Below are 23404 nucleotides of genomic sequence, written 5' to 3' on the forward strand. Positions count from 1 at the left end.
GTCTTCGGGCTTCTTGTAGTCTTTCATCAAGGCATCGAGCAGTTCGTCGGTAGTGGCCATCGGTTCCTCCTGTGAGGTCAGATTTCAACCGATTTTTGCCACTTACACAATCTATTTTACAGGCTCTGGGTAACCAGGCGTCAGGTATAGCCGATCTGCAGCTTCACGATACCATCCGGCTCTATTGTGAGAACAAGCCCGAGATCAGCGCCTGTTACCTGTTCGGGTCCTATGCGTCAGGTAAGAATCGGCCGGGCAGTGATCTGGACCTTGCCTTTCTCGTACACCCGGAACTTGATGAAGGCCAGATTGATCAGCTCCGTTCAGCCGTCATCATTGAGCTTGGGCGGCTTACGCGGCTGGATATCCACCCGCTTATCATGAACACCGCAGGTGAACTGGTGCTCGGGCAGATCTTTGCCAAGGGGGTCTGTCTGTACCAGCGCAGTGATAACGAGCTCAAGCGTTTCCGCCGTCAAAAACTGCCGATGATCGCCGAGTTCGGTTATTATGTTGCCGATATGAGGGCGAAGCTTGCCGGCCGTTATGGAGGACACCGTTAATGGTTGATCGTCAGATTGTGGTTGCAAAGACGGCTCTGATTGAGAAATCAGTGGCCCGTATCCGTGCCAAGCGACCAGCTAACCTGGAGCAGTTCATGGCGGAGCCTGACCTGCAAGACATCGTGATGTTCAATATCATCCAGGCCTTACGGTGACGGATGGGGCAGTATGGTATCGAAAAATATGAAAGAAAAGGACAGTAGGCGTTATGAGTGTTCATGAGGTCATCAAGCAGGTAGTCGCTATCATTCTTGCCTATCCAAGCCTGAATGGATATGGCTTTACGGCTCCTGAGTCACGGGCGAGGCCAGCGAGATGAGAAGCGTGCCACAGTTTACGGATATACCCGTCTGAACAGGTGCATCCAGTTTATCCAGGGTTTAGTTCAGTGGTTCAATTGCCGATATATTTAATAAGTAGACATCGAAAAGAGCGGTGTTTCGTCCGAGCAGATGGCAACGGTCGATGATCCATGGTTAAGAAGGAAAGGCAAAGGCGAGTAATGGCGAGCAGTGCAGAACGAGTCTTTTAAGAGCGTTTGTCACATGCATGCGTCGGGTAGATTCTGACAAGCCCTGGAAGCTACTGGGGTAGCTGGCGTGTACCAAGATGCGGAAAGACCATGTGACGAGGTATTGAAAAAATTACCTGGCAGCTTGATGCTTCATTAAGCAGCCTACAGTCTGGTACGGATAAAACCTGGGCCTTGATTCGCCTGACAGGGCAAAACAGGGGCTGTGGCGCATTGGACACAGGCAAACAAAGTTAAAAGAGCATCAAAGCCGAAAACAGTAGCATCTGAACAACAAAACAAACTCAAGAACCAACCGGCTGGTTGAAATGGACTCAAATCGAGTCGATTTTAAACGGCATGTTAAAACAGGGAAAATGATGGGAAATATAGACATTTATAAAATTGAAACGCATCTAACGTTAGACGAAAAGCATAAGCTGCAAGAGCTTGCTATGGCAACTGCAGGTGATACGTATGTTGAGCTAGGCTCTTACCTCGGATCATCTTCTTGTTTTATAGCATCAGCAATCAGGAGCTCTGGCAAGAAAGCAAAATTATACTGTGTCGACACTTGGTGTAATGAGGGGATGGCGGAAGGGCTTAGGGATACTTTCGAAGAGTTTACTGAGAACACGTGCTCATATGCGGATATAATAGTGCCATTGCGAGGCAAAAGCGGGGATATCGCTGAAAGTTTTAATGAAAAAATAGATTTTCTATTTGTTGATGCTGGACATGACTATGAAAATGTTAAAAATGATGTGTTGGTGTGGTTTCCAAAGCTTAGGCGGAATGCGCGAGTTGTTTTTCATGATATTGGTTGGGCGGAGGGTGTGCAACAGGTCGTTAGGGATTGCGTCCGACAATTTGCCCATGATGAGGGGGCGCTTCCTAATATGTATTGGGCATGTATTTCGCCATGCGCTGATCGCTTGTCTAAGGAAACCTTTTCTGCATTAAAAAATCAGCAAGACCAGTTACGTCTAATTCAAAGATTGGCCTCAGTAAACATTCCTGTTAATGAAATTGACTTAGACGTTGATGTCTTTATCTCGTGGTTGCAGCATTTTCATGAAATCTATGGCCGTTATGCCAAATTGAATGACGTTGCGATTGAAAAGTGCCTGGAACACTATATTGCTTACAGGCTTTCAGGGTTAACGCCTGGACAGTTCTATATAGATGTCGCAGCAGCCGGCAGCAACTGGGCCGATTGTCTTCAGAAGCAAGGGGTAAATGCATATAGCCTCGACCTGTCTTTCCCGAAGGGGATTCATGGGAACAAGATAGGTGCCAACGCTACGGCAAGCTGTTTGCCAAGCGATTCCGTTGATGCAATGTCTCTGCAGTGCGCTTTTGAAGCCTTTCGAGGTGATGACGACAAGCTGTTTGTTAAGGAATCCAAGCGTGTCCTTAAGGATGGGGGCAAAGTAGTCATTTCTCCGTTATACCTTGATGACAGTCATTTTATATTGTCCAGCAAAAACAGTGACCTTTCGGAAGTGCCTCTGGATGAGGGTGCCATAAGGGCCTGGCGAGAAGATGAATATGACGAGGCGTTCAGTCGTCATTATTCACCTGAGGCCTTGGCAGAAAGAATATTTTCAAATCTGGGTGGCCTCTCTGCAAAAGTTGTCTATATCAAGAATCTGGAAGAATTCAGGCGCCGCTTCCCAGGCCAGCGTATCTATTGTGATTTTAATTTGTATATTACGAAGAGTGCAGATTCAAGTGACGTTGTTGAGGTGGATAAATTGGGCAACATTTACAATGAACATTTTTATAACGAACAAAAAGATGCATCTTACCGATCGGCTGAAGCTGTCGTCCCTATTCTCACGGATGTCTTTCAGCCACGGTCAGTAGTCGATATTGGCTGTGGTGTCGGTGGCTGGCTACGAGTGTTTCAAAAAAATGGTGTAACCTTCGTCTGCGGTTATGATGTTAACGAACTCAGCTCAGACAATTATTTTATCGACAAGAGGCATATTAAGACCAATGTGAATCTTGTGGACAGCAATTTCAGGATACTAGAAAAAGTTGATCTGCTGATCTGCCTTGAGGTGGCGGAACACCTGCCTGCTGAGGTTGCGGACCAGTTTGTTGCCAACCTGGTCAACGCCTCACCGGTGGTGATCTTTTCAGCAGCTTTGCCCGGACAAACCGGTGTGAACCACATTAACGAGCAACCACCCTGGTACTGGCGCGAAAAATTCAACCGGTTCGGCTATGTGGAAATTGACTTTATCCGGCCTCAGATTCTGAGAAACGATACTGTTTGCTGGCGGTACCGGCAGAATATTACCTGTTTTGTCCGGTCGGATGCATTGGCGGCCCATCCTCTGCTTATTGCCTTAGCAAAGGAGCACGGTCAGAGAAGTGACGCACATAAGTTGACCATAGTTAACGAGTGGGTGCTCAAGCATATCCTGAACGGTGAGCATATGACCGGAGCCCCGACGGCTTATGCACAGCCTGATCAGCCTTTAGTCTCGGTCATAATTCCTACCTTCAATCGTTCCGCACTACTCTACGACGCACTTGCGTCGCTAACCTCGCAAACCTATCCAGCAGAACGTTTTGAGGTACTTGTTATTGACAACGGGTCGACTGATAGCACTGCCGAGGTCTGTCAGCACTTTGCGCGTAGAATCCGTTGGCTCAAACGGATTTGTGATCCTCGCCCAGGACTGCATAACGGCAGACATACCGGTCTAGAGGCGGCCAGTAGTGATATTCTTGTCTTTGCCGATGATGATATTGAGGCGCTACCAACTTGGCTTGAAGGCGTAGCAGAATCGTTTGCCGACCCAGGCGTTGCGCTTGTTGGCGGAAAGATCCTTCCGAAGTTTGAGATTACACCACCGGACTGGGTGGCTCAATTAAGCCGTAAAACTGGTCGTGGCTGGGCTCTCGGCTGGTACAGTATCCTTGATTTTGGCGATACGGTGCATGAAATTCCGCCGGAATATGTTTGGGGGTGTAATTTTGCAATACGTAAGGATGTCCTGAAAAAAACGGGTGGATTTCATCCTGATTCGCTGCCGCATGAGCTCATAAAGTACAGGGGTGATGGTGAAACCGCGGTGTCGGTTGCTGTCCGGGATTTGGGATACAAAGCAGTTTATAATCCGAAAGCTTCAGTGTACCATGTCGTATCGAGCAGGAGATTGACGGTCGATTATATTTACCAGCGGGCTTTCAACCAGGGCATTTCCAACTCATACACCTCGATTCGCAAAAATAGAGCCCTGTCGTCGCCGATGCAGTATGCGCCGTCGTCGAATACAATTCATGAAACTGTAGATCGCGGTCTTGTGGATGGCTTCAACTATCATCAACAGGTGGTACAAAAAGAAACCAAACTACTGGAGTGGGTTATGCGTGACAACTACTTTGGGGAAATGGGGCAGCCGCAATGATACAGACGAATGCTGCCAAATTGATAGACCACATCACCTGGAACGACCAGCACATCGCCACTATCATCCGTCGTGATTTCATGCCTTCGGAAACGACCTTTATTTCACCGGATAGCTATTACCAGCAGCTTGGCTTCGTCGTCTATCTTAAGGATGGCGTTGTGGCCCGTCACTCACATCTGCCGTTGCAGCGACATCTGGTTGGTACACCGGAGACCCTCTTGATCAGGAAGGGACGGACCGAAGTGGAGCTCTACGCCATGGACAAAAGCCCCCTCGGCAGTTGGGTGCTGGAGGAGGGTGACATGATCCAGTTGGTGGCGGGCGGGCATTGTTTCAAATGCCTGGAAGACACTATTTTTCTTGAGATCAAGCAAGGACCGTATACCGGCCTGGTGGAGAAGGAACGCTTCTGATGATCCCTGTCTGTGAACCATTGGTAACGGCGCGGGATATGGAACTGGTCAATGATGCCCTCGCTTCTGGCTGGATTTCGTCTGCAGGGAAATACCTTGATCTGTTTGAGGAGCGCTGGGCCGCCTACTGCGGCATGCCGTTCGGCATTGCTGTCTCCAACGGATCCACTGCGCTGGATATTGCGGTTAATTTGCTGGGCCTTGAAGCCGGCGATGAAGTCATTATGCCAACTTTCACCATCATCTCGCCAGCACAATCGGTTGTCAGGGGGGGGGGCAAGCCGGTACTGGTGGATAGTGACCCGATTACCTGGCAGATGGACACGAGCCAGATCGAGTCAAAGATAACCTCACGAACACGTGCCATAGTGGTAGTTCATATCTATGGTCATCCGGCTGACATGGACCCTATCATGGCGCTGGCTGAAAAATATTCCCTGACGGTGATTGAGGATGCTGCCGAGGTGCATGGTGCCACATACAAGGGGCGACCATGCGGCAGTATCGGTCATATCAGCACATTCAGCTTCTACGCCAATAAGCTGGTAACAACCGGTGAAGGCGGAATGGTTCTGGTCAAATCCAGGGAGCATGCTGAGCGGGCCCGTTCACTGCGGAATCTCTGCTTTCAGTTGAGCCGGCGTTTTTACCATGAGTCATTAGGGTACAATTACCGGATGACCAATCTTCAGGCAGCAATGGGAGTCGGCCAACTGGAGCGGCTGCATGATACCATAGACCGCAAGCGTGACATTGCCCATGCATACAATGCATCGTTTGCCGAAATACCGGCGGTTCAGCTCCCGGTAGAGATGCCTTGGGCACATGCTGTCTATTGGGTGTACGGCATTGTGTTGACTGATGAACGCTCCGAGGATGCCGTAAGAGTAATGGCGCTTATGCGCGAGCGGGGAGTGGAGACACGGCCCTTTTTTCTGGGTATGCACGAGCAACCGGTGTTCAACCGGATGGGACTGTTCTGCGACGAACGGTATCCTGTGGCAGAGCGGCTGGCACGCAGGGGGGTTTACATCCCTAATGGGTTGACCATGACAGCCGGACAACTGTCCTTGGTTGCAGATGCTGTCAAGGAATGTCTGTCATGAGTGTTTTTGTCGAGTATGCCCGCTACTATGACCTGCTATACCGTGACAAGGACTACGCAGGTGAGGCGGCGTATGTGCATACCATTATTCAATCATGTGCCTCCGGCGCACGCAGTGTCCTTAATCTGGGGTGTGGCTCGGGACGCCATGATCGATGTCTCGCTGAATTGGGTTATGAGGTCACCGGTGTAGACATCTCGGAGGAAATGCTGACAGCTGCCAGGAATGCGGCTGCGGTAAATCCAGGATTGAAATATGTTCATGGTGATGTCCGTACGGTCCAGCTGGAAAAGAAATTCGATGTTGTTATCTCTTTATTTCATGTGATGAGCTACCAGACGACCAATGCTGATCTGATGGCTGCTGTTGCCACTGCAGCCGACCATATGCATTCCAAGAGCATCTTTATCTTTGACTGCTGGTACGGCCCGGGCGTTCTTACGGACAGGCCGACCGTACGTGTTAAGGAGCTTGAAGATGAAGCGCTGGCGGTGACGCGCATAGCCCAGCCCGTCATGCACCCCTCCGAAAACGTAGTTGACGTTAATTATCGGATGTTTATCAAGTCCAAAGTGAACAGCGAGATACATGAGATTTGTGAGACACACAAGATGCGGTACCTGTTTGTCCCGGAAATCCAGCTATTGCTCACCGGTGCTGGTCTTGAACTCAGTCGTTCAGAAGAGTGGCTTACAGGTGCTCGTCTGGGTTGTGCCAGCTGGAATGCCGTCTTTGTCTGCCGAAAGCGCCCTGCTTGATTCGTCTGCCTATATTCCTGCCTCAATCATCCGAAGATCCGGGGGGACATCCTTGAACGTTATTGTTTTTGGCGGCTGCGGATTTATCGGTTCACACCTTGTGGATGCACTACGGTCACAGGGGCATAACGTTTGCGTCTTCGACAGAAACTACGAGCTTTTTCGGTTGCCGCTTCCTGACGTAGAGTATGTGATTGGCGATTTCGGCAACAGGGGTCTGGTCTCGTCAGCAGTCAAAGACATCGATGTCGTCTTTCATCTCATAAGCACCACGGTCCCCAAGACGTCGAATGACGACCCGGCCTTTGACGTGTCATCAAATGTCATAGAGACATTGTGCCTCCTTGATGTATGCGTAAGGGAAAAGGTTAAAAAGGTGGTTTTCGTTTCATCCGGCGGAACAGTGTACGGTATTCCAAATACACTGCCGATCAATGAAGACCACCCTACCAATCCGATCTGTTCATACGGAATATCCAAGCTGGCCATTGAAAAATATCTGTTTCTTTTCCGCAGGCTACATGATCTGGATTTCACGGTAATAAGGCCGTCCAATCCATACGGTCCCCGTCAGAATCCCAAAAATATCCAAGGCTCAGTCTCAGTTTTTTTGGGCAACATACTGGAAGGGCACCCTATAACCATTTGGGGCGATGGATCGGTTTCACGGGATTTTGTCTACATACGCGACCTGATAGATGGGATTGTCAAGGCAGCATTTTTGAAAACTGAACACCGTGTTTTCAATATCGGGAGCGGTGTGGGGACCACGCTTACCAACGTGCTTGAATTAATCCGCGTAGTGACCAAGTCTGATCCTGCGGTTATACATACTGGTAACAGATCGTTCGACGTATCAGAGCTTGTTCTTGATACAAGGCTAGCACAGAGAGAGCTTGGCTGGGCACCACAAACTCCTTTTCTGCAGGGTTTGTATGAGACGTGGAATGCGATGCTTGATCACGAACAGTATAAGAAGGTTGGTGTTTGATGACTGTGGGTAAAAAAAAGGCTGCCGTATTTCTATGCTACTATTCTATCGGCAAATCATCTCCGGTGATCTGCCTGTTAGAGATGCTGTGTGATTATTATTGCGTCGACCTGCACCTTTGCAGTGTGGGTCATCTGAATGCAAGTGTCATGCAGCGAGTGCATCAGGTTGTGCAGTATCCGCCAGATATCGATATAACCATGCTTCAGGAAAACAGGTCGCTTTTTTACGATTATTTTATCGCACTTGATGCCAATGGATTCGTACTCAGCAAGACGCTATTTCCGGCAAGCCGTCCCGTTTACTACAGTCTGGAGCTGTATTTTAGAAATAATGCCTTCAACCTGCATTATCCTGAGCGGATTATGGAGCATGAGAGGCGACAGATAAATTCCATCAAGGGGCTGATCATCCAATCCGAAGAACGGGAGTCCCTGTTCAGAAATGAATATGGCCTTTCTCCTGAAATACCCACCCTGCTGCTCCCCATTACCTATATGCAGCCATCAAGCCGGGAACGCTCTGATTACCTCAGACGCAAATTCAATATCCCGCATAACCAGAAGATCGCCATTCATCTTGGAGGGATCCAGGAACAGCACTGCCTATTGGAGATTGCTGCGGCCTTTCATGATGTTCAGGACTGGGCGTTGGTTATGCACGGCAACGCCTATGGAGATTACAAAAAATATCTCGAACTGTTTGTACGGCGGCACAGCATTTCCAATGTCCATATTTCAGATGATTATGTCGAACAGATCGAAGATCTTGATGTAATCGTCAAGTCTGCCGATGTGGGTATTGCCTGGTACAAAAATGTCTCGCCGAATTTCACTTCCGCTGGAAAGTCGTCCGGCAAGATCTCGGCTTACCTCCGTTTTGGGCTGCCCGTACTGGCAAACCGCTACAGAAGTACTGTTGAGGCGATTGAAGGCAGGGGGTGCGGGGTTTGTGTCGACAATTTTGAGCAGATTCCGACCGCCCTAAGAAACTTGTCTGCAAGTTATCGCTATTATTCTAATAATTCATTCAGGGAATACGATAATGTTTATTGGTTTGAAAATCACCGGACAGCACTGCGCAGCTTTATTGAATTAGAGCAAGCGGCGAGACCAGGACTGCAGGAAAGCAACCCTGATTTTGTGGACCCTGTCTTGTCAGCTGATACAATTGATATCTACTGGATCAGAAAAAGCATCGTTACGGCGCTGAAAGGTTACCTGGAGAGGGCAAGCGGCCTAGTGTTGGATGTCGGTTGTGGCCGGATGCCCTATAAAACTCTGATCTCTAGTTACGATGGTATTACCGGCTATATCGGCCTTGATATTGAAAACCCAGGCTATCAGACCCACAGCAAGCCGGATCTTTTTTGGGACGGTGTCCGGATCCCTCTTGCAGATAATTCCGTTGATTGCGTCATTGCAACGGAACTGTTTGAACATGTTCCGGATCTTGAAGCAATGCTGCGGGAGATAAAAAGGGTCCTCAGGCCCGGCGGGAGCATATTCTTTACTGTGCCGTTCCTCTGGCCGTTGCATGACATGCCACAGGATGAGTGCCGTTACACGCCGTTTTCCTTAAGGAAGATCTTTGAACGGGCTGGCTACTCTGATACTACCATTTCCGCGCTGGGGGGCTGGGATGCCAGCCTTGCCCAGATGCTTGGACTGTGGATCAAGAGAAGGCCCATGGAAGATAATCAACGTAGTAGGTTCATCGAGCTATGGTTTCCATTTTATCAAGAGTTGCTGCGGGCTGAACAGAACATTCCTGTCTTGGATTATGATGGCATGTCCAGGCAAAGCGTCATGATTACAGGGCTGTATGGCGTAGCTGTCAGTGGGTGACATTTCGCAGGCGAGTCGTTTATCTATGATCGGAGTTGCCGGTATATGCATTTAAACCAAGGCATGTCACTTGCTTGCCATCAGCAAAATGATCAGCAGGCGACCGATAAAGCGCGGATAGTCGTTATTGAAGATAGTTTTCCCGTAATATCAGAAACATTTGTTCTGGATCAAATCTCAGGGCTTATTGACCGTGGTCTTGATGTTGAGAACTGGTCATTGCGCCGTTTGGATCAGGGGGTCAGTCACTCTAAAGTTATTCAATATCGTCTCATTGAAAAAACGCGCTATCTGGCGCTACCTACTCCTGAGTTGCGTCATACACCACAAGCATGGGTTAACGAGCTGACTCGCCTGAATGGTCTTGGCGACTTGAGCCGCATTGGCGCATTCCACATACATTTTGGCACCAATTTCATTACCTTCGAACCGCTCTTCCAGGTACTCGACACCTTTCTCATTGTCTCGTTTTACGGTTATGACGCTTCAAAGTATTTAGTGGAACATGGTGACCGTTGTTATGATGCCCTGTTCCGGCGGGCAGACCTGATCACCACACCCACTAAATATATGATGGACGAGTTGGTACGGAAAGGGTGCCCTGCAGACAAAATTACCGTGCATCGTTGTGGTGTAGCGATCCCGGCGCTCCCTCTCAGTCGAGCTGCATGCGGTAATCGGGTGACTATGTTGAGCGTTGCCAGACTAGTGGAAAAAAAGGGGATTGAATATGCCCTAAGGGCATTTGCCCTGATTGCCGTGAGTAATGATGTCAAATACCGCATCATAGGTGACGGGCCGCTTAAATATGAGCTGATGGAGCTTGCCAAGCAACTAGGCCTTGCGGGTGTTGTTGAATTTATCGGTTTTATTCCCATCGAAACACTCCTGCATGAGATGGAGCAGGCTGACATTATCGTACTCCCCAGTGTGACAGCAGACAATGGTGACCAAGAAGGGCTGCCTGTTACATTGGTTACGGCTCAGGCGTTGGGATTGCCGGTGATCAGTACATTCCATGCAGGCATCCCAGAGCTTGTGATAGACGGGGTTACAGGGTTTCTCTCGATAGAGAGGGATGTGCAGCAGATTGCGCAGCATATGGAGCGGCTGACAAATGATCCCGGATTACGGCAGAGCTTTGGTGCAAAAGGGCGTGAACGTGTTCAGGACGAATTCGATATTGAAACACTAAATGATAAACTGGCATCCTACCTGTTAAAGGGTATTCAACAAGGCTGGCAAGGACCTGCGACTGGTGTAGAGTGCCCAATATGTGGTGAATGTTTTGAGTCGTTTCTTCCTTTTGGTGTAGTACAACGGGAAAATGCTCTTTGCCCCGAGTGCAATTCATTGGAGCGCCACCGTCTCCTTTGGCTGTTCTTGCAACAAAAAACGAACTTCTTCACCGCGCCTCACCTGAAAGTGTTGGATGTAGCTCCAGTTCCATTTCTCTCCAAACGATTTATAAAGATGCCGTCTCTTCAGTATCTAAGCATCGATATCCATTCGCCACATGCCATGCTAAACATGGATCTTACCGACATGTCATTACCTGATGATCATTTCGACTGTGTTTTTTGCTACCATGTCCTGGAACATATCCCTGACGACAGGAAGGCGATGAGAGAACTATACCGGGTAATGAAGCCGGGAGGCTGGGGAATCTTGCAGGTGCCCCTTAGGCCGGGTCTGGAGAAAACTATAGAGAATCTTACTATTACTGACCCACAGGAACGCTTACGTCTCTATGGCAATGTAGATCATGTCCGTTATTATGGTCTTGATTATAAAGAACGTCTTGAATCAGCCGGATTTAAGGTTAAAGTAGATTGCTTTTCAAGACGGTTTTCAGGCGCTGCGATGAACCATTATGGGCTTCCGGAAGGTGAAAATATATATTTCTGCATGAAGCCAATCCCGGAGCAGGAAGAACGCCCTCCTTCAGCAAGTCAGTGCTTTGTGCCCCATATATCTATTTTGATCCCCACCTATAATCGCTCCCGCTATATCTCGGATGCAATTGCCAGCGCCATTGCCCAATCATACGAAAATTTCGAAATAGTTGTCGTGGATGACGGTTCTACCGACGATACGGCACAAGATGTTCGATCTTTTAATGACCCTCGGCTCCGTTATGTGCTCAAGGAACACTCCGGCGCACCGGCAACCCGTAACCGCTGTGTCGAAGAAGCGCGGGGTGAGTTCGTTCTGTGGCTTGATTCTGATGATGTCCTGTTGCCGGGTGTTTTGACTCTCTATTCAGAAGTGGTCAGGAAACTCCCTGACGCCGACGTGATCTACGGTGATTTGATAGTTGTCGATGATACCCTGACGCCGTTGAAAGAGGAGACATTTCCTGACTGGTATGGGCGTCGTGATGAGTTGCTAGCCGAAATGTTCCGACACAATGCCGTTCCCAATCCCGGCACCATGGTCAGGCGGTCCCTTTATGAAAGCATTGGCGGCTATAACACGCAGTTTCGTCGTGCTCATGATTACGAGTGGTGGGTGCGGGCAATCCCGCATGCAAAGTTTAAGCACGCAGGCTTGCAGGTTGTTAAATGGCGCTGGCATGACAGCAACATGTCTTCCGGAACGGTGAAAATCGATACAAGTTTTGAGGCTCGTATTGTTCGCGACATGATTGAAAACTATGATTTGAAGGGGCTGTTCCCTCACATTGACTGGGCCAGAGTACCTGAAATGCAGGCTGAGGCATTGGCGTATGCAGAAATAGCAAGTCGGTTTATCACATTGAAAGATGCTGAAGCTGCGAGCCACTATGCTAAAGAGGCGGTACGCCTGTTTCCCCACAAAGATATCGTCAGGTTTGCGGAAGAACTGGAAACTGTAGTCCGTGGTTTTGATCCGCGCAGCACGTTGAATTGTGTTAGTACCAGCGCTGTAACATCAAATAAGGCAGCCGATCCGATAAGAATTCTCCTTGTGGCCCATAACTTCCCACCTCACTGGTTTGCGGGAGTAGAAAACTACACCTATCAATTGGCACAGCACCTCAAGAAAACCGGATGCGAGGTGTCGGTGCTGTACCCGCAGGATGATCCATCTGCTGTACAACCGACTATTGTTGAAGGCGAGTATCAGGGGCTCAGGATATTCACGCTGCGTAGCAACCACAGGTTAGATGAACATAGTGCACTGACCTCGCAAGTGTCTAACAAGGCAGAAGAAAAGGCCTTTATTAATCTTCTGGCGACTAAGAACTTCGACGTTGTTCATTTTCATCATACCTTGAACCTCTCCTTTTCCTATCCGTTGATCGCCAAGCAAATGGGGCTCAAGACATGTATGACGCTCCATGATTACTGGCCGTTATGTCTCAGTATTCATTTGTACGATCAGGAAGCTGATAAGCTGTGCAGTGGCCCAGAAAATACGCTGAAGTGTGTTGACTGCTACTTGCGGCGTACTGGTGTGACGCTTGCTCACGCCAAGGTGATGGAGATGTTTGCACAACAGGTATCCTTCAGGAACGATTATGCCCTGAAGATGCTTAACATGATTGATGTACTGGCAGCACCCTCAAGATACCTGGCTGATCTGTATCATCATTATGGTGTCAAGCGAGAGATTGAGGTTTCGCCTTTAGGGCTTGTGCCCGTAGCACACATACAGCACCAAACGAGCTCTGACGTGGTCTTTGGTTTTTTAGGCAATATCCATGATCTGAAAAATGTTTACCTGCTAGCAGATGCTTTCAAGGGGGTTGAGGGAAGAGCGGTTCTTGAGTATTGGGGGTATGGCGTCAATCAGTACATCGAACGGCTCATGCACGAAATCAGTGATGACTCCCGTATCCGCTACCGTGGGCGTTACACACCGGAGCAGTTGCCTGAAATTTTGAGCACCATAGACATGGTTGTGGTGCCGTCATTGTCTGAAAACTATCCATTGGTAGTCAGGGAGGCATTGAGTGCCGGAGTGCCTGTGATCGCATCCAACGTAGGGGGCATCCCAGAAATTGTTACTGCAAATGTGAACGGTGTGCTGATCGATCCGACTGACAAGGAAGGGTTGCAGCGTTGTTTGCAATCATTTGTAAATAATCCTCAACGAATAGCTCAATTGGCAGCAGGTATCGGCCCAATTAAAGCTATGGGGCAGGACGCACAGGAATGGAAACAACGCTATCAGTCTCTTGTCGGACAGGCTTCAGTCGAAAAAAAATTGAACACGCAGCGTAAGCGGGTTGTTGCGGTATTCTCACTGGATAGGCAGGCATTTGCCTGTCCACAGCTGAGGTTGCTTGGTCCCTTGGAGCGTCTAGCTGATGAATATGACGTTCGATGGGGAGCGCAGGTCGCTGACGCTAATTGCACTACCGACCTGGATGCTATACAAACAGCTGATATCATTCTTGTGCAACGTTTTTACCCGCGTCAGGGGACCCTGCAATTTTTAGAACAGATGCTTGCAACGGGCAAGCCGGTCATTTACGAGCTTGATGATCTGATTACGGATGTACCAAATGACAATCATCTAAAGCCGTGGATTAAGGAAACAGCAGACCTGTTGCCAACCATGCTGCCACGTTTCAGCGCCATCACCGTTTCAACAGCGGCGTTGGCAGATGTTTGCAGGGCGTACAACCCAAATGTGTATCTGCTACCTAACCTGATTAATGAGCAATTGTGGCAGGCTTCAGCTAGATCTGCAGCAGGTAGTCCTGTTATCATCGGTTTTGCCGGTACGGCAACCCATCGTGCCGACCTGCAGGCTATTGAACATGCTCTGTTTAGAGTGGCAGAAAAGTACGGCGATCGCGTAGCTTTTAGGTTTATGGGTGATTATAGCCCGGCTTGCAAGGAGTTGCCCGGTTTCGGGTATATACCTTTTGCTGAATCTTACCGGGAGTACGCTGCCCAGTTGCCCACTGCCGGCTTCGATATTGCCGTTATTCCGTTGCTAGACAATCCATTTAATCGGGCCAAAAGTAACATCAAATGGCTTGAATATTCATCCTGCGGCATTGCTGGCGTCTATGCCGATCTTCCGCCGTATAACAGCAGCGTGAAGCACGGTGAGACCGGACTTTTGACCGGCAGGGACCCGGAACAGTGGTTTCAGGCTATTTGTTTACTGATAGATCAACCTGCTCTCCGTAGAAAGATTGCTGAACAGTCCAGAAACGAGGTGCTGACGAATTACACTCTTGAGAAAAATGCCGGGCTCTGGCTTGAGGCCTATCAGGAAATAATGGAAAAGTTTCATAACAAAAGCCTGGTGCCGCCATCAATGGCCGTTCCGCAACAACAGGACTGCAACGTTCAGGTAGTAAGCATTGTTATCCCTGTCTTTAATCAGCTCCATTTCACGCAACAATGTCTGCAGGCGCTTTTTGAAACGTTATCGTCTGACATCACCTGTGAAATCATTGTTGTCAACAACGCCTCCAGCGACGGGACCGACGCTTACCTGCGCGGCCTTGGCGAACGCGTGCGTGTTATCAGCAATGCAACGAATCTCGGTTTTGCCAAGGCCTGCAACCAGGGTGCGCGGGCTGCCCGCGGCGAATATCTACTGTTCCTGAATAACGATACGGTGGTTCAGCATGGCTGGCTTGAACCTCTGCTTGAGGTGCTTGAACAGGACGCCTCGGTTGCAGCGGTCGGCAGCAAGCTGCTGTATCCGGATGGCACTATTCAGCATGCCGGTGTGTTGCTGGTGGATGATCAACAGCAAGGTGACCCGCTGGTGGCACGGCATCTCTACCAGCGGATGCCGGGGGATCATCCGGCAGCCAATATGTTGCGCAGCATGCAGGCGCTGACAGCCGCCTGTCTGCTGGTACGCCGCACTGATTTCGAAACGGTTGGCGGCTTTGACGAGGGATACTGGAACGGCTATGAGGATGTGGACCTCTGCCTGAAACTGGCAGCAGCCGGCAAGCGACTGGTATACCAGCCAGCCAGCGTGGTGGTGCACCACGAATCGCAGTCCGGGCCTGAGCGCTTCCGCCAGGCGGGCCCCAATATTCAGCGGCTGCATCAGCGTTGGCTGGGCAAGGTGCAGGTGGACGCCATCATCCAGGCCGATGGGACGATCCAGCATGGTCCGGGGATGCTGAGCGGCACCACGGCCATCTACCAGCCTCCTGCTGCGCCAGCGACAGTTCAGGCTAAGCAGCCGACTGCCTCGGCCAGACCACGTCAGTACCAACTGGTGCCGTTGGTGGCCGGTTCCGCCTCTTCGTTGCTGCAACGACTGTCGAGCTCCCGCACGACAAGGGACGTGCTGCAGCGCTACACTACGGATGTCTGAAAACCTTGAAAGGATTAAACGATATGAAGAACCATGAACTGCAGGATTGGCTGAAGGCCGGAGCCTATTACCGCGGCAAGGGTAATTTTGAAAAGGCCCTGGAGGCCTATGCCCAGGCCCGTCTGGCCCTGTTGTGCGAAATGGGAGAGTGCCTGGTGAGCGCCGGTCAGCTGGATGAAGGCAGGGTGTTGTTTGAGGAGGCGCTGGAGGCCAATCCGGCAACCCTGAAGGCAAATGCAGGCATGGGTATCATTCATCTGCTGGCTGGCGACCCACAGAAGGCGGAACAGGCCTTCGGCAATGTTCTGCATTGTGATCCAGATAACAGCAAGGCGTTGTGCGGTCTGGCCTTGGCCCTTAAGGGGCAGGGCCGGTTGGGCCCTGCGTATGAGTTGCTGCAACAGGCTTTGGTCCATGATCCGTATGAAAAAACAGCGGTCCAGACCGTGGCGGAGGTGAGTCTGGCGCTGGGCCGTCCAGCAGAGGCGCTGACCGTTGTGCAGCGCTACCTGAAGCGCTACCCTGATGATGTTGAGCTTTCTGCAGATCTGGCAGTGTTGGAGCAGGCAGCCCGCGCGGTGTAAGGTTGCAATCGGTGGCGACAATCTGGTAGTGTGACGGCACTCTTGGGCAGAGGGGAGCAGCGCGTATGAACGGAATAGGGCAACACCAGGCAGCGCAACAGTATGCACAGGTAACAGCGAGGCTGGCATCGATGTCGGATGCAGAGGCGTTGGCCACTCTTGAATCGTTTGTACGTGAGTTCCCGGAGTATGGTCAGGCCCAGAATGACGTGGGGGTGCTCCAACAACAAGCTGGTAATGCAGTGCAGGCCCTGGGCCGTTATGAGCGAGCGGTACGACTCGAACCTGATAATACGGTCTTCCTGAAGAACCTGGCCGGATTTTATTATGTTGAGCTTGGCTGGGATGACGACGCCATCGCCATCTATACCCGGCTGTTGCAGCAGTACCCGACCGACACGGAGTTGCTCGGCGCGCTGGCCATCATCAGCAAGGACCAGGGGCTGGAGGAACAGGCCCGCATATTCCTGCAGCGAATCGTTGAGCTGGAACCGTGGAACCGCGAGGCCCGTGAAGGTCTGCAGGCGCTCACCGTCGCCCCTGCGGGGGGACCACAACAGCCAGAACTTGATGATCTGTTGTCGGGCCTGCGTCAGGCAGCAGCGCCACCAGTAGCGCCTCCGGTTGTCGAGGCTGCAGCTGCAGGTGACCAACGGATTGTAACTCTGGAGCGGCAGTTGGCTGACGCCCCCACCAACCCTCTGTTGAATAATGACCTGGGGGTGCTGTACGCCCAGGCCGGTAACCTTGAAAAAGCCCTGGCCCACCACGAGCTGGCCTGCCGTTTCGCCCCGGATAATCTCCTGTTTCTCAAAAACTATGCCGGTATCTGCGCCTGTCGCGAGGACAGGATTGATAAGGCAATAGAGCTGCTGACCGGCGCGCTGGTAAAATACCCGCAGGATACTGAACTGCTGGCGGCGCTGGCCACAATCTGCCTGCAGGTTGGCCGGCCAGATGAGGCACTGATCTTCCTGCGGCGCATCCTAGATTTTGAGCCGTGGAATCAGGAAGCGCGCGACCTGGTGCTGCAGCTGCAGAATGCGCCGGCTGATTTTTTTTTGACCCGCTGACCCACGCCCCAGATACAGCTCGGACGGGTGGCATGCCGCCCCCCGAGCTGTCGATTGTCATTCCCGCCTATGGTCAGGCTGAACTGACCTCCCGCTGTATCGACTCACTGCTTAAGCTGCCCCCCGATCTGCCGTTTGAGATTATCGTGGTTGATGATGCCTCAGAGCCTCCCCTGGTTGATCTGCTGCAGTCGAATCCTCACCTGAGAGTGCTGCGCAACAGGCAAAACAGCGGTTTTGCCTGTTCGTGCAATGCCGGTGCTCGGGCTGCTCAAGGCCGGTTGGTGTTGCTGTTGAACAATGATACCGAGGTGTTGCCGGGATGGTGGCAGCCGTTGCAGGCGGCCATCGAACAGCATGCCGACTACGGCATTGTGGTACCCAAGCTGATTTTCCCGGACCGTACCATTCAGCATTGCGGCAAGGTCTGGAAGGATACCGAGGTGCCTAACGGATCGGCACAGCATATCTATTACAATCTCCCGGCTGATGCGCCCTGCGTTAACCGCAGTCGTGTCTATGGCATCGTAACCGGCGCTGCCCTGCTGGTGCGGCGTGATGAGTTTCTGGCGCTGGGCGGCTTTGACGAACAGTACCACAACGGCTGGGAGGACGACGACCTCTGCTATGCCTACCGCGCCCAGGGCCTTGGCTCTTACTACTGTGCCGAAAGTGAAATTGTTCATCATCAGAGCCAGACCCTGAACCGTGAACTGCGCAACCTTGAACACTCTGTTGCCGACAGCGGTGAGCTTACACGGCTGAACGAACGTTTGCAGCAGGGTACGGCTACACCTGAGGAGCGGCAAGTCGCTGGGCGGAAGCTGGCCGCCATGGAACAGCTTGAGGCAACCATGGATCGTTTCAGGCAACAGTACCTGCATAACCGCCAGCATTTTTTTAGCAAGTGGGGCGATCTGGTGCAGCGGGACGACTGGCGCTACTACCAGGCCGACGGCCTCACAACCGATCCGGACATACCCCGTTATCCCGCTCACCTGCAACAGCGGCTGGGACGCCCCTTTGAACAGGACCCGGCCTGTGGTGGTACGGCAGAACTGTGTCGGCAGCAGGGGTTGGTGTCGATCATCATCCTGACCTGGAACCAGCTGGATTACACCCGGCAGTGTCTGCACAGTATTCAGCAGTTCACAGCAGAGCCGCACGAGATCATTTTTGTGGATAACGGCTCCACTGATGGAACGGTAGCCTGGCTCCAGCAGCAGGTGGCGGTGCACGATAACTACCGTTTGATCAGTAACCGTCAGAATCTGGGGTTTGCCAAAGGCTGCAACCAGGGTATCGAGGCAGCAACCGGCGCGTACCTGCTGCTATTGAATAATGACGTGGTGGTCACTGAAGGCTGGCTAGCTGGACTGCTGGAATGTCTTTGTTCGTCGGCAAGCATCGGCATCGTCGGGCCGATGACCAACAACATCAGCGGCCTGCAGCGGGTGGCGCAGGTGGGCTACCAACGGTTGGAAGAACTTCAGGAGTACGCCACTGCCTACCGGCGGCGTTATCGGTACCGGCGGATTCCACAGCGCAGGATCGTCGGATTCTGCATGCTGTTCCGTAGCGAACTGGTGAGCAAGATCGGCCTGCTGGATGAACAGTTCGGCTCCGGCAATTTTGAAGACGATGACTACTGCATCCGCGCAGCCCTGGCAGGTTATCGAAACATGATCGCCGCTGATGTGTTTATCCACCACTACGGCAGTGTCAGTTTTCAGGGCAACCAGTGCAATTATGCGGCGACCATGCAGGGCAACAACGCCCTGTTCCGTACAAAATGGAGCCGGCCATTGCAGGGTGATCAGGCCGTGGCGGCGCAGGTGCTTAAGGTGCTTGAAAAGGCCGAGCTGCTGTACCAGCGTCAAGAGTATGAGCAGCTGATCGAGACGGTGCTACAGGAGGGGATTCGCTATGCTCACGATGAATCCCGCCTCTACTACACCCTGGCAAGTTATCTGCTGGATGCAGGCCGACCTGCGGAGGCAGAGGAGTTGTTGCTAGCCTACAGTCCGGGGCTCTATGATGCCAAAGGCTTGACGCTCTTGGGAAGGTGCAAAATCGATAACGGTGAGCTTGCAGCAGCTGCTGATCTGGCCAGCAGGGCGCTACAGATTGAGCCCGGTTATGCTCCGGCCCTGTGCCTGCGCGGGATGCTTGCCACTGCCAGTGGCGACCAGCAGCAGGGGCTACGGGATGTTCAGGCCGCACTGGCTACCGATCCCGGCTTTGGAGAGGCGGCTACCCACTGGGGGCAATTACTCTGGGAGCAAGGAGACCACGTTCAGGGATTAGAACGGATGGCCCAAGGTTTTATGCTGTGCCCGTTGTCAGCTGTGGCCAGTGGGGCCTATCATCAAGCGGTCTGTGACACTGGCCAGTATGAGCAGGCCGTGGAACTGTTTCGTGAGGCGCTGCACTTTTATCCGCAGGCCAAGGCTGTTGCCTACCTGCTGATTGACCTGCTCTTGAAGATAGGGCAGCTTGAGCAGGCCATGGCCAGGATCGAGGCCGTGCTGGTAGACTTCGGGGCAAGCGATGAGCTGTTGTCGGCCGCCTTGCCGGTACGTCACCAGTTGGGGCCTTACCAGCCCGCAGCCGATACTGGTCCGAGAGTGAGCCTCTGTATGATCGTGAAGGATGAGGAGGCCAATCTGCCCCGTTGCCTGCAGAGCTTAAAGCCGATTGTGGACGAACTGGTGATCGTTGATACCGGTTCGACTGATAGAACCGGCCAGCTTGCAGAGATTTTCGGGGCCAGGTTGTTTGAGCGGCCCTGGGATGGTGACTTTGCTGCTGCCCGCAATGCTGCCCTGGAGCAGGCCAGTGGTGACTGGATCCTGGTGATGGATGCCGATGAGGTGATCGCCCCGCAGGATTATGAACGTTTCAGACACTGCCTGCGTTCGGACAGTACTCCGGCTGGCTACATCATGCAGACCCGTAATTATCGTAACTCGGTAAGTATTGAGGGCTGGCAGGCCAATGACGGTAGCTACCCGCTACAGGAGCAGGGCGGCGGCTGGGTAGCCAGCAGCAAGATCCGCCTGTTTCCCAATCAGGCTACAATCCGGTTTGAAAAGCCGGTGCATGAACTGGTTGACTACAGTATTGACCGCCTGCAGTTGCCGGTGCGGTCGTTCGACATCCCGATTCATCACTACGGCTACCTGGATGCCGACAGGCAGCGTTGTAAGCAGGAACAGTACTACCGATTGGGCTGTGAAAAACTACGCCAGGATGGAGGCACTGACCTGAAGAGCCTGTCGGAGCTGGCGGTGCAGGCTGCGGAGCTTGGCTATTACCAGCAGGCGATCGAGTTGTGGCAACGGGTGCTGACAATTGATGCCAACTTTGTGCTGGCCTGGTTCAACCTGGGCTATTGCCATCTACAGCTTGGAGATATCACCCAGGCCTTTGATCGTTCGCAAAGGGCCCTGGCCCTGGCACCTAACCATCGTGAGGCAGCCCTGAACGCTGCCATCGCTGCCTTTTGCCTCGCTAATGACCAGATAACGGGCGAGTTGCTGCAGGCCTTTGATCACGATACTAACCTTACCGCGGCGCTGCTACGGGCCTGTCTGCTCGTCTGCAGCCAAGAGAAGCGATCATTTGACGAGGGTATGACCGTTTTGAACGACTTGCAGGCCCAAGGTGTGGTGATGGGGCCCTTTATGGAGGGGATGTTGGAGAAGCTGCAACAGGCAGGCAACGGTGCACGGGCGGAGCAGTTGACAGCTGCCCTGCAGCAACTGGGCATACAGACCCAACAGGGCGGGCAGCGTTAGTCGCTTTGCTGTGGCAGTCCTGTGGTCTGGGCCAGCAGGCTTTCTTCGTACTCGATCAGGGAACGGGCCGTTTTTAGCGCCTTGTAATAATCGCCGGCCAGGATCAGGTCGCTGAGTTGGGTGATCAGCAGCGTGGTGCTGGGGGCAGCAGCCACGATCTCCTTGACCAGATTCCAGTAGGCGTGGTGATAGCTGGCCAGATTCGGCTCATCGACATACATTAACTGCACCAGGAAATAGAGACGCCGCACCGGGGTGGTGGCGGCGTCTTCCTTCATGATGTCCTTTTCACGCAGCACCGGTGCCGTGTTTTCGATGTAAAATTCCGACGCCTTGGGGCCGTTGGTGACAACCGCCCGGCCAATCAGGATCTTTTCATCTGGCTTGAGCCGAATCTTGAGCGCCATGATCAGGGAGCGATCAGGGCCTGGGTTACGCCCGAACTGAGTGCACCGAGGTTGTCGGTAGTGGCTGCCAGTTGTGAAGCTGCTGATTGGACCATGCTGTCAGGGCTGCTGGTTTCCAGCGCAGGTACTGCGCTGGCCAGCATTTGGCCATTTTGCCCAACCGTAGTATTCCAGAGGTGTTGCACCTGTTCGTAAATCGGCGGCGGTGGCGGCGGCACCATCATCTTGATCAGTTCTTGCCTGATCGAGGCATAACTCATCAGCAGATCCTGGCGATCTTTACTGTCGAGGTTGAAAGGCGGGTAGTTTTTGATGATCGCGTTCAGGTTGGCCTGCATGGCGCTGACCTGTTCGGCGGCCTTGGCCAACTGCTCGTTGGTTTCCCGTACGCCGCTGATCAGCTGGTTCATCTTGGTGTGCATCTGCTCAATCGCCTTGACCGTGTCCAGATTTTTCAGGGCCACCGACGACGTCTGCACCTGGTCGCTGACCTGCCTGGCGGGCGCTGCCTTAATGGCGGCAGCCGAGGCGGCCTGATCGGCCTGGGCCTGCTGTGCTGCCGGTGTTGGCTGCTGGTAGCTTTGTGCGCCGGCCAGAGCGGCAGTGCTGGTAATAGGGTTAAGTTCCATGGGGTACCTCCACGGATGCTGATGTTAGTGAACAAAGAAGGGGGGCCATGGGCCCCCCTTCCTGGTTACTGCATCTGCATCTCGGGTTGACCTTTGTTTTGCTTGGTCAACTCGTTGTTAGAACAGTCTCAGAACTGCCTGGGCTGCCTGGGATGCCATGGAGAGGGAGGTGATGCCCAGGTTCTGACGGGTCTGCAGCATCAGCATGTTGGCGCCTTCCTCGTTGGTGTCGGCCAAGGTCAGGTTGTCAGCACCAACGGTCAGGGTGTTGATCATGCTGTTGGTGAAGTCCTGACGGGTGGTGACAACGCTCAGGTTAGCGGACAGTTTGGAGGACTCGGAGCGCAGCGTGTCAAGAGCGCCTTCCAGCTGGCTTGAAGCACTTGCGATGTTTGCATTAGTATCAAGAGCGGTAGCCTCAATCCCCAAACCTGTGGCAGTTGCGTCAAAGCCGTTGATGCCCAGAGTGGAGGCGCCGGTGGTCTGGCCGAATTCAACGGTCAGGTCACCTGCGGTCAGCAGGTTGGTGCCACGGTAGCCAGAGTCGCTGGCCAACTGGGAAACCTGGGTCATCAGGGTGTTGAAGGTGGCGGTGTAGTTGGTGCGGTCGGTGGCGTTGGAGGTAGCCAGGGCAGCACCGGCAACACCTTTGGCGGACTCGATCAGGGCAGTGATGCCCTTGATGCCGTTGTCAGCAGCCTTTACCAACTGCACGGCCTCGGCCATACCGTCTTTACGGACCGAAAGGTCGGCAGCACGGGAGGTGTGACCCTGTGCAGCAAAGAAGTTGGTCGGGTTGTCCAGGGCGGTGTTAACCTTTTTGCCGGTTGCCAGACGGTCCTGGGTGCGGTTGATCAGGGAGTTGGTGCTCTGCAGGGAGAGCAGGTTGTTTCTCATGCCGGTGGTGAGGGAGATGTCGTTGATAGCCATGGTGAAGCTCCTTTCTAGGGTTTGTCGCGGCATTCTTGCCGCTGTGGTGGACTGCGTTAGTTTGTTTATCGGTAGTGGT

At 52.4% G+C, this 23404-nt stretch carries 15 protein-coding genes; 12 read left to right on the forward strand and 3 right to left on the reverse strand.

Going from position 1 to position 23404, the window contains the following annotated elements; translation table 11 throughout:
- Positions 1-95 precede the first annotated feature (95 nt).
- The 12 genes from mntA to RBQ93_RS00060 all read left to right on the forward strand — a co-directional run bounded on the left by mntA (position 96) and on the right by RBQ93_RS00060 (position 21359).
- Complete coding sequence (gene mntA, locus RBQ93_RS00005; RefSeq protein WP_320369942.1) at positions 96-563, forward strand: type VII toxin-antitoxin system MntA family adenylyltransferase antitoxin; 468 nt, start codon at positions 96-98, stop codon at positions 561-563.
- Entirely contained in the window at positions 563-718 is a 156-nt protein-coding gene (locus RBQ93_RS00010) for a hypothetical protein (protein WP_320369943.1), read from the forward strand. The genes mntA and RBQ93_RS00010 overlap by 1 nt, the downstream gene beginning before the upstream one ends.
- 736 nt (positions 719-1454) lie before the next feature.
- On the forward strand, positions 1455-4499 hold the full coding sequence (locus tag RBQ93_RS00015) for a glycosyltransferase (protein ID WP_320369944.1): 3045 nt from the start codon (positions 1455-1457) through the stop codon (positions 4497-4499).
- Positions 4496-4915, forward strand: a complete 420-nt coding sequence (locus tag RBQ93_RS00020) for a hypothetical protein (RefSeq protein WP_320369945.1) — start codon at positions 4496-4498, stop codon at positions 4913-4915. The genes RBQ93_RS00015 and RBQ93_RS00020 overlap by 4 nt, the downstream gene beginning before the upstream one ends.
- A gap of 38 nt (positions 4916-4953) precedes the next feature.
- Positions 4954-6021, forward strand: coding sequence for a DegT/DnrJ/EryC1/StrS family aminotransferase (locus RBQ93_RS00025; protein WP_320369946.1), 1068 nt, complete (start codon positions 4954-4956; stop codon positions 6019-6021).
- A complete protein-coding gene (locus tag RBQ93_RS00030; protein WP_320369947.1) occupies positions 6018-6779 on the forward strand; it encodes a class I SAM-dependent methyltransferase in 762 nt (253 codons plus the stop codon). The genes RBQ93_RS00025 and RBQ93_RS00030 overlap by 4 nt, the downstream gene beginning before the upstream one ends.
- Positions 6780-6831: 52 nt before the next feature.
- Positions 6832-7770 carry an NAD-dependent epimerase/dehydratase family protein gene (locus RBQ93_RS00035; RefSeq protein ID WP_320369948.1) on the forward strand — a complete coding sequence of 313 codons (939 nt, stop codon included), beginning with the start codon at positions 6832-6834 and terminating at the stop codon, positions 7768-7770.
- Positions 7770-9617, forward strand: a complete 1848-nt coding sequence (locus tag RBQ93_RS00040; RefSeq protein ID WP_320369949.1) for a methyltransferase domain-containing protein — start codon at positions 7770-7772, stop codon at positions 9615-9617. Before RBQ93_RS00035 ends, RBQ93_RS00040 begins: the two co-directional genes overlap by 1 nt.
- Before the next feature lie 45 nt (positions 9618-9662).
- On the forward strand, positions 9663-15902 hold the full coding sequence (locus tag RBQ93_RS00045) for a glycosyltransferase (protein ID WP_320369950.1): 6240 nt from the start codon (positions 9663-9665) through the stop codon (positions 15900-15902).
- Between the two features lie 23 nt (positions 15903-15925).
- Complete coding sequence (locus RBQ93_RS00050; RefSeq protein WP_320369951.1) at positions 15926-16486, forward strand: tetratricopeptide repeat protein; 561 nt, start codon at positions 15926-15928, stop codon at positions 16484-16486.
- Positions 16487-16551: 65 nt separating this feature from the next.
- Positions 16552-17559 carry a tetratricopeptide repeat protein gene (locus RBQ93_RS00055; protein WP_320369952.1) on the forward strand — a complete coding sequence of 336 codons (1008 nt, stop codon included), beginning with the start codon at positions 16552-16554 and terminating at the stop codon, positions 17557-17559.
- Between the two features lie 32 nt (positions 17560-17591).
- Entirely contained in the window at positions 17592-21359 is a 3768-nt protein-coding gene (locus RBQ93_RS00060) for a glycosyltransferase (RefSeq protein WP_320369953.1), read from the forward strand.
- On the opposite strand, the gene RBQ93_RS00065 is transcribed toward RBQ93_RS00060, so the two are convergent.
- The 3 genes from RBQ93_RS00065 to RBQ93_RS00075 all read right to left on the reverse strand — a co-directional run bounded on the left by RBQ93_RS00065 (position 21356) and on the right by RBQ93_RS00075 (position 23325).
- Entirely contained in the window at positions 21356-21766 is a 411-nt protein-coding gene (locus RBQ93_RS00065; protein WP_320369954.1) for a flagellar biosynthesis repressor FlbT, read from the reverse strand. The two genes, RBQ93_RS00060 and RBQ93_RS00065, sit on opposite strands and share 4 nt — an antisense overlap.
- Before the next feature lie 2 nt (positions 21767-21768).
- The gene (locus tag RBQ93_RS00070; RefSeq protein ID WP_320369955.1) at positions 21769-22395 is read right to left on the reverse strand and encodes a hypothetical protein; all 627 of its coding nucleotides are present in this window, start codon (positions 22393-22395) and stop codon (positions 21769-21771) included.
- A gap of 117 nt (positions 22396-22512) precedes the next feature.
- Complete coding sequence (locus tag RBQ93_RS00075) at positions 22513-23325, reverse strand: flagellin (protein ID WP_320369956.1); 813 nt, start codon at positions 23323-23325, stop codon at positions 22513-22515.
- Positions 23326-23404: the final 79 nt, after the last annotated feature.

The organism is Trichlorobacter sp., assembly GCF_034008105.1.
In the GTDB taxonomy this organism is placed as follows: domain Bacteria; phylum Desulfobacterota; class Desulfuromonadia; order Geobacterales; family Pseudopelobacteraceae; genus Trichlorobacter.